Genomic DNA, 13,168 nt, shown 5'->3' with positions numbered 1-13,168 from the left:
GCTGAAAGGGCTGGCGCCGCTTTCGAGACCAGCTATGCCATTGAGGTCGAAGAACTGGGTTATAACCCTCCACCTGGAATGGAGGCCTGGACTCGACCCTATCGCGTGTACCTCTTGGACCTCGGCACCATGCGCGGTCAAACAGTAGCAGAGGGGCGGGACCCTGAGGCCCCCGTGCAACACGGCGTTCTCACCCACATCGAAGTGGACAATGACTTTGCCAGCCCACAAGAGCATCTGTCGGCTGAGAATGCCCTTCGCGCCACCGCCGCACACGAGTTCTTCCACGCCATTCAGCACGGCTACGTGTCGCGCCTCATCACCGTGGATGGCTTTTTCGCCGAGCTTACGGCGATGTGGATGGAGGAACAGGTCTTTCCGGGGCTCAACGACTACCGCCATTACCTCGACGACTTTTTCTCCGCGCCGGACATTCCCCTGAACGCCGTCTCGCTGACGGTGCCCCGTATCATCAGACACATGTACGGCGCATGCGTCTTTGCCATCTACTTGGAGGAGCGGTTTGGCCGCGATGTCATGCGACGCATCTGGGAGCAGATGGTGCACGAACCAGCGCTGGAAGCCATTGCCACAGTGTGCGCCGACTATGGAAGCAGCTTCGAGGAAGAACTAACACGCTTTGCGCTCTGGAATTGTTTCACTGGCAGCCGTCACCTCCCCGGTTATGGGTACTCGCAGGCTGACACCTTTCCAGAGGTCCTGATGCGCGCCGATACCGTTGCAGGTTCCCATGCCGAACGAGCAGGCCAAGCCTACTTCTTGACCGCCACCTACCTCCCCTTCCGCCTGACCACCCCTGGCACCTACCGCATCACCATCGAAGGCCAAGTGCCCTCGCACTGGTCCCTGGGTGCTGTGTACTCGGTGGGAGAAGTGCCGCACCCGATTCAAGCAGGCCCAGGCCAGGCCATCCAGATCCAACTCCCTGAACCACAGACCATTACCGTCATCGCATGCAATGTGGACCGCTCGGTCACCTTGCGCATGCTCTACTTCAAGGAACAACCTGAAAGCTATGTCGTGACTGTCCAGCGGCTACCTGATGACGCCCAAGGGGGGGAGGCGCCTTTCACCGTGCTCGGCGCCCATCCGAACCCTGCATCCGCCGTGGTGACCTTCACCATCGAACGGCGAGTAGGCCTCCCCTTGGTTCTCGAGGTGAGCGACGTCCTGGGACGCCGCATGGGGACCATCTGGCTCTCATCGCAACGCAGCGGCTCTCACCAACTCAGCTGGCCGGCAAGTCCGACCACTACCTTGGCCCCAGGCATCTACTTCTGCCGTTTCTCGTGCCCCGGCCATGCGCAGACGGTCAAGGTCACATTCTGCCAGTAACCTCAAGGCGCGACATCGTGTGGGTCTTGGACGACAACTTCTTCCGCGCGGTCCGTTTTGAGCACCCTGAGGTTATCCCTGCAGATGTCTACATTCTACCTGCCACTTGGTCGCGGCACCGCGAGGCCTTGGCGGAGCTGGTCCAGGAATACCCGGCGCTCTTCGGCGACTACAAGCCGGGCAGCATCGATTTTGACGCCTACGAGGGCACCTACAACGCCGGCCGCCACGTGGACGCCTGGGGGTGCGTGTGGGAAAACATCGCTCCGGGCCTCGAGGGTCTGGTGGTGGGCCATCCCCTGCCGCGCCGCGAGGATGTACGATCTTTTGAAACGCCCCCGCCAGGCGCCGGGCTCCCTCACGGCTTCATGTACATGCGCCTCTACTATCTCCGCGGGTACGAGGAGTTGATGGTCGACTTTGCCGAAGAACCACCCGAGCTGCAAATGCTCATCGACAAGGTGCTGGCCTACAACCTCCAGGAACTGGAAACCATTTTGGCCGACAAACCTGCCATCTACTACTTTGGGGACGACCTGGGCGACCAACATCGGCTTCCCATCCATCCGGACAAATGGAATCGCTACCTCAAGCCATGCTACCAGCAGATATTTGCCCGATGCCGTGAAGCAGGCACGATCGGCTACTTCCACACTGATGGCCACATTGTGGAAATCATCGATTCGCTCATCGACTGTGGCATCGACGTGCTGAATCCGCAAGTGGGGGCAAATGGGCTAAGTAATATCGCCCGGTTGGCCAAAGGCAAAGTAGCCATCTGCCTGGACCTGGACCGCCAGCGCTTCCCGTTCTGGACCGCCGAGCACATCGACCGCCACGTGCGCGAGGCGGTCGAAGCCCTCTACCTGCCGGAAGGGGGATTACTACTGCAGGCGTCGGTGGGCCCGGAACTGTCCCTGGGAACCATTCGGGCCATTTGTGAGTCGCTGGAAAGGTACCGCTTTTTTCGTTGAATGGAGGTCAGCATCGTGGTATGGACATCCGCTTTGAACCTTTGTTGGCTGGTCTCACTTATGACACTCTCCTGTGATTCGCTTGCTCCGCCTGCCCCCTTTGGGCCGGTTCCCAGTACGCGCCAGCTCGCGTGGCACAAGCTCGAGTACTATGCGTTCATCCACTTCGGCATGAACACCTTCACTGACCGCGAGTGGGGCGACGGCCGTGAGGATCCGACCCTCTTCAATCCCACAGCCCTCGACTGCCGCCAGTGGGCACGAGTGTGCAAACAGGCGGGGATGAAAGGGATCATCCTCACCGCCAAGCATCACGACGGGTTTTGCCTGTGGCCGTCGCGCTACACCGAGCACTCGGTGAAAAACAGCCCCTGGCGAGATGGTAAGGGCGACGTGCTCCGTGAGCTAGCCCAGGCGTGCCGCGAATATGGCCTGAAGATGGGCATTTACATTTCACCATGGGATCGGCACGAGCCCAGCTACGGCGACTCGCCGCGGTATAACGAGTTCTACAAAAACCAGCTACGCGAGGTGCTGACCAGCTATGGCGACGTCTTTGAGGTCTGGTTCGACGGCGCCTGTGGCGAAGGTCCCAATGGCAGGCGGCAGGAGTACGACTGGCCTGGCTTCTTCGAAGTGGTGCGCCAGTGCCAACCAAAGGCGGTGATCTTTAGCGACGGTGGTCCCGACGTGCGCTGGGTGGGCAACGAAAATGGCTTTGCCAACACCACGAACTGGTGTCTGCTGCGCCGGGAGGAGGTGTGGCCAGGTTATCCGCGCTACCAGGAGCTCACCACCGGCCACCCGGACGGTACCCACTGGGTGCCGGCAGAAGCGGACGTGTCCATCCGCCCGGGCTGGTTTTACCATCCTGCCGAGGACAGCCAGGTCAAGTCTGTGGAGGAGCTGTTGGAGATTTACTACGCGTCGGTGGGACGCAATGCGGCGCTCCTTTTGAACATTCCGGTAGATCGACGCGGCCTTGTTCCTGAGCCAGACGCCACGCGCCTCATGGAATTCCGGCGGGCGCTCGAGGCCGAATTCCCGCGAGACCTGGCGCAAGGCGCGCAGGCCAGAGCATCCCAGGTGCGTGGGAACCACCCCCGCTTTGCCGCGCACAGGGCTATCGACGGCGACCCGTCCACCTACTGGGCACCAGACGACACGGTCCGCGCTGTGTGGCTGGAGGTAGAATTTCCCCGGCCCACTACAGTGAATCGCCTTGTGCTCCAGGAGTACATCGCGCTGGGTCAGAGGGTCGAAGGGTTCCGAGTGGACGTGGAAGCACCTGATGGGTGGCAGAAAGTAGCCGAAGGGACAACTATCGGGTACAGGCGTATCTTGCGGTTTCCAGAGGTCACGACTCGCCGCGTTCGGCTGTACATCACCAAAGCGCGCGCCTGCCCTGCAATTTCTGCGCTGGGCATTTACCGCGCCGGAAGCAGCTACGGAGAAGGCTGTGCCACCTCCAAGACATAGGTACGGGGAGGAGTAGCTCCCCACGCCTGAATGTGCAAACAGTACAGACAGAAAGTGGCCGGAAACGTTCCTCGTGTCCGGGACCGCCAGGAGGCCGCGTGCCCCTCGATGACAGCTCACAGGCAGGGCGGCTGATTTGTTTCCCGCGCTACCGCAATAGGCAAGGCAAAGCAGACGAGGCCCCACAAACAAGGGGCCCGAGGGGATCTCCACGCCGGGCTGGAGGAGGGGGAAGAGTCGTGCTTGATCCATTTAGCTATTCTGGCTCCCTTTAGCATAATAAACCTTTACCCCTATCCATGCTCGGTGAACTCGCTCTCGCGGGGAAAAACATAGGGAGCCGGAAGTGGGAGCAAAGAAGATGCACGACACGTACAAGGTAACGCGAGACGGTGCCGAGGCGATAAAGGCCTACCCATGGATCCACTCGCACTTCAAGCTGGGAAAGGTGGGCTCGAGAGATAGTAGGGAGGTGGTTCGCCTCCTTGAGAATACACACTACGACCATATATCCAGGACTCTCAGACGAATAGACAGGTGGGGAAAGTGGAGCGGGAGAATCGGTGAGGAAATATTGAGATGCAACGACCCGTTCAACCTATCGCGGTTGCTGGCGGAATTACATCTTTTCGTTCACTTGTATTCCAGACTGAAATCGGGGGTGGCGGTGGTTGATCGCCCCGACATTTCCGTCGCTATGAACAACTACACTTGTCTCATAGAGGTATATTCGCCGATGGACTTCTACGGATACCAGGTATTTTCCCGCCTCCTTATGTCTTGCATTAAGCACCTGCCGATCAATAAAGGATTTGACGTACACATCTTGTCTCGAGCTTCGAGCTCCACGTATGTGTACGACTTCCCAGAGTTCAGAGAGGTCCACCGATGGATGACGCGGTTTCAGAAACATTTCCTCTCGTGGATAAGAAACGCAAAAGTAGGCCAGGTCTATCGCACAAAGTGTCCCGCGTCATCACTGGAGTTGATTATTACGCTGAAACACTTCGCCAATGATCCAAGACAGCGATCGGTTGCGTGGAACCAAGCGGGGATGTCTCTAGATACGAAGTTGTTTTTCGAGATACCTGACTCCTCAGTATTTGCTGGCACGCAATGGGGTACCAAGATCAGGGAGAAGCTCGAAAAGCAGCAAGCGGGGCCGCCTTCCCATGAGCATTTTAGGGTGCTGGCAATCAATTTCTCCTTAGCGGAAACCGCGGACGTATCTTTTCTTACTCACCCGAGGCATTTCTCCAATCTGGAAAAACACATAAAATTCCTAGCCTCCAAGATCCACCCGTACCCCCCGTATGATGTCGTTCTGCCCTGTGTGCTCGGCCTCCGGTGCGGCTTCGCCAAACCCGTTAACCTTTCTAGCCTTGATGATGCGTGCGTGGCAGAACGTTTGAGGGCTATGGGTTTGGATAAGTGCATTAAGAAGGCAAGGCGCGCTACTGATAAAGAGCTGGAAGAGTTCACTGAGGCACTTAAAACTGCTGACAATTGGTGAACTTGTGTACTCGCAATGGCAAGGAGAATTCCTGTCTTCTGTGCATGTTGACGTCTGCAAGGGACCGCAACTCGTGGTAGCAGTGCGCACCCATTGTGCATCCATGTCGTGGGACCCAGTGGCGGCCCGCCGAAAAACGCCGAGCTACGTCGAGTGCAGGCGACAAAGCAACCAGGCTGAGTGGCGGCGCCTTTTTGCTATCAAAGGCAATCGCACGAGGAGCCATCCGTCCTCATTTCAGCCGCCCTCGGGAAGCGTCGCTCCACCTCTATGCTGGCTCGTATGGGAGCGGAATGCAGGACTTGCATTGTTACAAACGGTTCCACGGACCGCCATAGGCCCTCTCGAATTGTCGGCCTCAGAGATCTCTCGCTTGGAGAAGTAGCTCTTGATCTTCAGTCGAAACTTCGGTATCTTTTCTCGCGGGACCGGATTTGGGACACACTTGTCTGACGTTTTTCTGTGGCCCCGAGGCAGTCCCTGGAGAATTGTAAACCCGAGCATGCCCACTGCGGTGGAACTACCCTCACGGACTAAGACGATATGGTGAACTAACGAAAAGCCGGACGCAATTGTAAGGGGGGGGTAGACGCTCCCTCTCGTCCGAGGGAGGCGGCCATCGGTCTCTAGGTCTCTCGGTGGCAACACCATGTGGGACTAACGATCCTTGAGCTCGAACTCGGCACCTCTTTGAGCCCGAAACGACGGGGGAAGCGGAGCCCAGTGTCGATTCGGGTGCCATCAACTCAATGGCGCTGTGGCCAGCTTTTTAAAGGCTCAACACAGAGCACCTGACCAAGCACAAGTTCCGCCTCGCCGGCGGCGGCAGGCTCCTCCGCAACAAAGACGGGGCGCTTTTCAGATAGCAGGACCGGGTCGGGGTTGCCCATGTCATTCTCTGCGAAGGGGGCAATGTCCCCCTTCTCGGCCCCTTCACCATGGGGGCCCAGGGCTTTGTCCCTGACCCGCTGAAGACGAAGCTGGACCCTCTTCCCATGACGTTCGCACATGCGTGGGCTGGGTAATGCGTACCTGAGGCAATGTACTCAGGCTTTGCGCCAGAATTTGCGGGGACGCGGGTTAGTGGCGTGTACCGCCTCACAGCCGAGGAGCTCGAAGAAGCCGCCACCGGAGCGGCTGACCATAGCGGCGCAACAGTTCCAACCGCGAATTCCCTCTGCCGAGGAACCGTCCGAGGAGAGGTTGTTTCGCGAACCCGCTCTTGGCGGTTGATTTCTCCAGCATTGGTCCGTGAAGCGTTCCGGAGGACCATGGCTGGCTCTCTCGTGGGCTGCAGGTGGAGCCGCCTGAAAGCCGGACTGGTTACTCGCGATTGTTTCCTGGTCGTTATCTCACAATCAACATTGAGGAGGGTGCCATGGGACATTACTCCTACCAGATTTCCATAGTCGGTTTTCTGGCCGCATTAATCGTCGGGAGCGTGCGCGCCAGGGATGTATCCCTCGTTTCGCCTGACCAACGGACGCAGGTGACTGTTTCTATCGGCGAAAACATCTCCTACAGGGTGCAGCACGACGGCAGGCAGATACTGGCACCTTCCCCCATTGCCCTCACCCTGGGCGACGGGACCGTCCTGGGCGAAAAGCCCACCCTCAAGCGCACCAAGCGTCGGGAGATCAATCAGATCATCAGGCCGGTGGTCCGGGAAAAATCTGCGGAGATCCTGGACCGCTGCCACGAGCTGACCCTGGAGTTCGCCCAAGGCTTTTCCCTTGTTTTTCGCGCCTATGACGACGGAATCGCCTACCGCTTTGCCACTCGGCTCCCAGGCGAGGTGACTATCAAGGCGGAAAAGGCAACGTTCCAATTTCCCAGCGACTGCATGACCTTCTTTCCACAGGAAGACAGCTTCTTCTCCCACTCCGAGCGGCTCTATCTGCACATTCCGATCAGCCAGGTAGGCGAGCGATTCTGTTCGCTGCCGGCGCTGGTGGAAATCCCCGACGGCCCCAAAGTGGCCATCACCGAGGCGGACTTGGAGGACTACCCGGGCATGTATCTCACTGGGTGCCGCGAATCGGCCACGCAGCTGGTGGGGTTGTTCCCGCACTATGTGCTGGAGGATTCGGCGCGCAACGACCGGGACATGGTACCGGTACGTCGAGCAGACTTTCTCGCCCGCACGCGCGGCGAGCGCCTTTTCCCCTGGCGGGTGATGGTCATCGCCGACCGAGATGGCCAACTGGTGGAAAGCCAGATGGTCTACAAGCTGGCACGACCTTTGGAATTGGACGACGTCTCCTGGATCAAGCCTGGCAAGGTAGCATGGGACTGGTGGAATGCGTGGAACGTCTACGGCGTGGATTTCCGTGCCGGCATTAACACCGCCACCTACAAGTACTACATCGATTTTGCCGCCCGCTACGGGATCGAGTACGTCATCCTGGATGAAGGGTGGTACAAGCTGGGGAACGTCCTGGACGTGAACCCCGACATCGACATGGAAGAACTTACTGCCTATGCTCGCGAGAAAAACGTAGGGTTGATCCTGTGGGTCATCTGGAAAACGCTCGACGATCAGCTCCAGGAGGCCCTGGACCAGTTTCAGCGCTGGGGCATCAAGGGGATCAAGGTGGACTTTATGCAGCGAGACGATCAGGAGGTGGTGAACTTTTACTGGCGGATTGCCCGCGAGGCCGCCAAGCGGAAGCTGATTGTCGATTTCCACGGGGCGCACAAGCCCACCGGCCTGCGTCGGGCATATCCCAATGTGCTCACGCGCGAAGGGGTGCGCGGCATGGAGTGGAGCAAGTGGAGCACCGGCGCCTCGCCCGACAACGCGGTGACTATCCCCTTTGCCCGCATGTTGGCGGGCCCCATGGACTATACTCCCGGGGCGATGATCAACGCGACGCGCGAGCAGTTCCGCCCCATTATGACCTTGCCCATGAGTCAGGGCACCCGCTGCCACCAGCTGGCCATGTACGTGGTCTATGAGAGCCCGCTGCAAATGCTGGCCGACAGCCCTACCCACTACCTGCGCGAGCCGGAGTGCATGGATTTCCTGGCGAGCGTGCCCACCGTGTGGGACGAAACGCACGCACTGGACGGCCAAGTCGGTCAGTACATCCTGGTGGCTCGACGGAATGGCAGCGAATGGTATGTGGGCGCCATGACCAACTGGACGCCGAGGGACCTGGTGGTGGACTTTTCCTTCCTTGCGCCCGGCCGGTATCAACTGCAGGCGTACCAGGATGGAGTAAATGCCGACCGGTGCGCAATGGACTTCAAGCGCGTCTTCAAGACCATCGACGCGGGCCACAAGGAAATCATCCACCTGGCCCCAGGCGGCGGTTGGGCAGCGCGGGTGGTGCCGACCATGTGACAATCAGCTCGGAGGGGAGTGCCACACGACCAAGACTCTCACCTCCCCAGCTGCCACGTGGGAGGCGCAAATCGGGCGATATGGACGAAGACCGACTTGGGGTAGATAGACACCAGGTCGGCCAACCTCTCCTGGGAAAGGTTTTCCCAGTTCCATTCGTCCAGCAGAGGGAATAGTCCGTTCTGGCGCTGAAGGTAGACGAAGTCCAGTGCCGCCTTTTCCGGCCAGGCTAAACAAACACGGTCTCGGAACTCATAGCCGAAAAAAAGGGATCTCTTGATGTGGTGATAGACGATCTCGCCTACGCAGGTGCGAAAGACTTTGGTCTTGTTTGTGGTCACGCAGGTCAACACGTGGGGGGCCTGGTCAGCTACACCGTGGACAAAGAGGGCGGTCTCACACGAAATGTACGCCGGTGGATAGAGAAGGCTAGCGACGGCTTCCACACTTGCAGGTCGGAGTCCATTGAGATAGAGTCCCTTTCCCACACTGAGCAAGAGTCCATTCTTGCTCTGCCTTGCAATTGCCTTGCGGAGGGCCGCCACCGAGAGGCCGGTGAGGCGGCTGAGTTCGCCAAAGGTGAAAACCGTCTTTTCTCCGCGAAGCAGACGGACCCATTGGGCTTGCGTAAAGACTCGAGTGCCCACTCCTTATTCGCCTCCTAAGGCCCGCACACTCTGCCATACAACAGCCATGGCCTTCTCCTGAATGAGCCGATAGTCATCCTGTCCCAGCTGGCGCCTGTAGCGCTCGGGAAGAAAGCGAGGCATTTCCCGCATGAGCGAACGCCGCGCAGCCGCCTTCGTCCTATCTTCAAACCCTTGTGGAGTGAGTTCGACAGCGTAGTCAGAGAACTTCCTCGCCAGGAGGTCTTGATCAACGCGAGTGCCAAGGACTTCTGTCAAATACCACACATCAAAAAGGTCACGCCCTTTGAGATAGGGTCGGCCGCATACTGCGGCGATCTTTTCGGCCAACAACTCCGCAGGAGTGAGAGCCCTTACCAGCGGCAGCCGTCCAAGCAGATCCACCGTCGAACGCACCACCTTTTCTTCTGCCTGATAGGCCGGATACCGTCCGAATTCGATCTTCAGGCGATACCTTTGGGCCTGTCCTTGTGGCTGGAAAAAAAACCAGTGGCTCGCCACTTTCCCCTTGGCCACCGTGGCCAATCGCCATTCAGCGGTGCCGACGCCGAGCATCTGCACAACCATCTTTTCAATAGCCGATCGAGCCGCGCTGACCAACTGCCTGCTAAACTCCGCATCCGCTTCTATGCCGGCAAAGTCCAGGTCCTCTGAGTAGCGATACCCGCCATACACGAGGTGGAGACACGTGCCGCCCTGGAAGGCAATCTTCGCACTTTCCGGTCGCGCGAAAAGCCCCTCCAGGACGGCAAGGTGGAAGACTTCTGCCACGAGTGTGCTGAGGGGCACTCTTTGCTTCCTCGCCCCCTCTGTCAGTTGCTGCCAGATCATGATATTTCCGATAGTAGCTTTTTCTGTCACGATATGGAAATATAATCTTTCTCTGCTGCACTTTCAAGTGGAAAATCTCCGCTGCCGCTTCACACCGTAGCTTGTCCGGGCATCCCCTGAAGTCGCATGCGAGACGGATCTCAACGCCCTCGGGAGAAGCATGAGGATTGTCGAAGGCCCGTTCTCTGCTCCCCGGCCACAACCTCGTGCCGCGGGCTTCCATGGGTCCGACGGCAGTAGACATCATGCGTTCCGCATCAAGCTCAAAGATAGCACCCAGCCTGAGGGAGCGTTCCGCCCACACGGAATGCGTTGTTGGGCGAGTCCAGAGGAGTTGTCCCACAGCGATCAGAGAAAAAGGTTGACTTTTTGCTTTCGCTCTCGTAATTTTGCCGCAGATTGCCCGCGGGTGCTCCAAGTCACCTTGCTCGTAGGAGGCCAGCCGAATGGTCAGTCGCACGCTCCCCACTCGGGGTGGTGCAGAGCCAGGACTATCCGCAGGAAAGACAGGCTTGCATCCGAAGAGCGTGGGCAATAAGCGGCTTCGCGGAGGAGCGACCACTTGCGCTCGCGGCAAAGAAGCTCCCTGTCAGCCAGGCCACAAAGCGAAACCTAGCATTTGGAGAGCAGCTATGCATTTCCCGCAGCGCAGTCTGCCTTGGTTCTTGTTGTTCGCCATCCTTTTCGCCCTGCTCACTTTCCTGGCCCAATGTCGAAGGAGAACCATTGAATGGAGTCCTGCCCATAGTCCGCTCCTCACCCGCTGGGCGAAACACCTTTCGCCCGACAACCCCTGGCCAGAATACCCCCGCCCGCACATGGTGCGCAAGGAGTGGCTCAACCTCAACGGGCTGTGGGAGTTTGCCATAACGCCCAAGGAAGCCGCTCCTCCTGATACATTTCCGCACAGAATTCTCGTGCCTTTTCCGGTGGAATCGGCCCTGTCTGGGATTGCGCAGAGAGTGGGACCGGACCAGCGCCTCTGGTACCGCCGTGCCTTTAATGTGCCAAGCCGCTGGCGCAAAGGACGCTTGTTGCTTCACTTTGGAGCAGTGGATTGGGAAGCGCAGGTCTTTGTCAATGGTTCACTGGTGGGGGAGCACCGCGGCGGCTACGATGCCTTCTCCTTCGACGTCACCGAGGCCCTTAGGCCGGAAGCAGCACAGGAGATAGTCGTCGCGGTCTGGGATCCCACCACGGCGGGAGGCCAACCTGTAGGCAAACAGACCCTCAGCCCCGGCGGCATCTTCTACACGCCCACCAGCGGCATCTGGCAAACCGTATGGGTAGAACCGGTGCCCGAATACCATATTTCCCAGCTCGCTGTTTACCCTGACGTGGAGCACACCGCGGTGCGCATTCGGGCCGAGACCGAGGGGTCGGGGCCAGAATTCGCTATCGAGGCCAAGGTTTGGGCCCGCGGCAAGCAGGTGAGCCGCCAAGTTTCTCAGGTGGGAGAAGAGTTGGTCCTCTCCATCCCCTCGCCCAAGCTCTGGTCGCCTGCTGACCCTTTCCTTTACGAGCTATCGCTGACCCTTCGCAGATCTGGCAGGGCGGTGGACAAGGTCACCAGCTATTTTGGCCTGCGCACGGTTGCAGTGGGCCCGGATAGCAACGGGGTGACGCGCCTCCTCGTTAACGGCCAGCCGCTCTTTCAGATCGGCCCGCTTGACCAGGGCTTTTGGCCGGATGGCATCTACACTGCACCGTCGGACCGAGCCCTGCGCTTCGACGTGGAGATGATGAAGCGTATGGGCTTCAACATGGTGCGCAAGCATGTGAAGGTGGAGCCCGAGCGGTGGTACTACTGGTGCGATCGGCTCGGGCTCCTGGTCTGGCAGGACATGCCCAGCGGGGCCAACCGCACGCCCGAAGAGCGGGCGCAGTTCGAGCGGGAGTTGACGGCGATGATTCGCGGCCGGTTCAATCACCCCTCGATCATCATGTGGGTGCCGTTCAACGAGGGGTGGGGACAGTACGACACCGAACGGATCGTGACGCTCGTACGCGAGCTTGATCCGACCCGTTTGGTGAACAACGCCAGCGGCTGGACGGACGCCGGCGTGGGTGACGTCCACGACGTGCACTCCTATCCCGACCCGATCTCCCCCGAGCCCGAAGTCCATCGAGCCGCAGTACTGGGCGAGTTCGGAGGCCTTGGCTTTGTGGTGCCAGGCCACACGTGGGCCCAAACTGGCTGGGGCTATGACCTTTTGCCGAACCCGCAGGCGCTCGCGCGACGGTACGAGGAAGTGCTGACCGGCGTGCATCGCTTGGCACGGGAAGCGGGACTCAGCGCCGCCGTCTACACCCAGCTCACCGATGTGGAGACGGAAAACAATGGCCTCCTGACTTACGACCGTGAGATTGAGAAGATCCCCTCCCCACAGGTGGCATTGGCCAATCAGGGCTTTCTCCCACCTGAGTTGCTCAATCGGACTGGCCTCTTCATCGACGAAATGCAGGCAGAGTTGGCGGTCGCGCATCCGGGTGCCGAGATTCGCTACACTCTGGATGGCTCCGCGCCTGGCCGTCGCGCCACGCGCTACACCGGACCAATTCGCATTACGGAAAACACCACGCTCAAGGCGCGCGCCTTCTGGCCAGGGGGCATCGCCAGCGGCATTGCCACGTTCAACCTGGAAAAAGTTAGCCCCCGGCCAGCTGAGCCTATCGCTGCCTTAGCCCCGGGGCTCGTTGTCCGCTACTACGAAGGGGAATGGGATAGCATCCCTGACTTTTCTCGCCTGCAGCCGGTCAGGATCAAGATGTGTGAGTACTTGGACCTGACCCCTGCCGAACGGGAAGAGCTTTTCGGGCTAAGTTTTGAGGGGCTCATCAAGGTACCGCGAACCGGGGTTTATCTATTTTCCACGGTTTCCGACGACGGGAGCCGCCTGAGGATCGGGGACCAACTGGTGGTGGACAACGATGGCCTGCACGGCACGCGCGAGCGCTCCGGTGCCATTGCTCTGGAGGCCGGATTTCACCCCCTCAGCGTGCTCTTTTTTCAAAAACGCGG

8 protein-coding genes are annotated in these 13,168 nt (G+C 59.3%); 6 read left to right on the top strand and 2 right to left on the bottom strand.

What is annotated here, in order from left to right; all coding sequences use genetic code 11:
- The 5 genes from ONB25_14255 to ONB25_14235 form a co-directional block, all read left to right on the top strand.
- The coding region (locus ONB25_14255) for a T9SS type A sorting domain-containing protein (protein MDZ7394047.1) at positions 1 to 1,356 on the top strand (1,356 nt) is incomplete at its 5' end.
- Between the two features lie 17 nt (positions 1,357 to 1,373).
- Positions 1,374 to 2,330 carry a hypothetical protein gene (locus tag ONB25_14250; GenBank protein MDZ7394046.1) on the top strand — a complete coding sequence of 319 codons (957 nt, stop codon included), beginning with the start codon at positions 1,374 to 1,376 and terminating at the stop codon, positions 2,328 to 2,330.
- Between the two features lie 60 nt (positions 2,331 to 2,390).
- Positions 2,391 to 3,809, top strand: coding sequence for an alpha-L-fucosidase (locus tag ONB25_14245; protein MDZ7394045.1), 1,419 nt, complete (start codon positions 2,391 to 2,393; stop codon positions 3,807 to 3,809).
- 346 nt (positions 3,810 to 4,155) lie between these two features.
- Entirely contained in the window at positions 4,156 to 5,322 is a 1,167-nt protein-coding gene (locus ONB25_14240) for a hypothetical protein (GenBank protein MDZ7394044.1), read from the top strand.
- Positions 5,323 to 6,700: 1,378 nt separating this feature from the next.
- Positions 6,701 to 8,668, top strand: coding sequence for a glycoside hydrolase family 97 protein (locus ONB25_14235; GenBank protein ID MDZ7394043.1), 1,968 nt, complete (start codon positions 6,701 to 6,703; stop codon positions 8,666 to 8,668).
- Positions 8,669 to 8,706: 38 nt separating this feature from the next.
- Here the strand turns inward: ONB25_14235 and ONB25_14230 are convergent, their stop codons facing one another.
- Complete coding sequence (locus ONB25_14230) at positions 8,707 to 9,315, bottom strand: hypothetical protein (GenBank protein MDZ7394042.1); 609 nt, start codon at positions 9,313 to 9,315, stop codon at positions 8,707 to 8,709.
- A gap of 3 nt (positions 9,316 to 9,318) precedes the next feature.
- The gene (locus tag ONB25_14225) at positions 9,319 to 10,146 is read right to left on the bottom strand and encodes a nucleotidyl transferase AbiEii/AbiGii toxin family protein (protein ID MDZ7394041.1); all 828 of its coding nucleotides are present in this window, start codon (positions 10,144 to 10,146) and stop codon (positions 9,319 to 9,321) included.
- Between the two features lie 632 nt (positions 10,147 to 10,778).
- Between ONB25_14225 and ONB25_14220 the strand changes: the two genes are divergently transcribed.
- On the top strand, positions 10,779 to 13,168 hold a 2,390-nt coding region (locus tag ONB25_14220), incomplete at its 3' end, for a chitobiase/beta-hexosaminidase C-terminal domain-containing protein (GenBank protein ID MDZ7394040.1).

The sequence above is a fragment of the candidate division KSB1 bacterium genome (assembly GCA_034506335.1).
Taxonomy (GTDB): Bacteria; Zhuqueibacterota; Zhuqueibacteria; order JANLFK01; family Oleimicrobiaceae; genus Oleimicrobium.
The sequence above is the reverse complement of the archived record's forward strand: the minus strand, read 5'-3'. Positions and strand labels throughout refer to the sequence as shown.

What these genes read in the sequence shown, in the direction of transcription:
- ONB25_14245 (MDZ7394045.1), top strand. Translation starts at nt 2,391, where the DNA reads ATGACACTCTCCTGTGATTCGCTTGCTCCGCCTGCCCCCTTTGGGCCG.
- ONB25_14235 (MDZ7394043.1), top strand. Translation starts at nt 6,701, where the DNA reads ATGGGACATTACTCCTACCAGATTTCCATAGTCGGTTTTCTGGCCGCA.
- ONB25_14225 (MDZ7394041.1), bottom strand. Translation starts at nt 10,146, where the DNA reads ATGATCTGGCAGCAACTGACAGAGGGGGCGAGGAAGCAAAGAGTGCCC.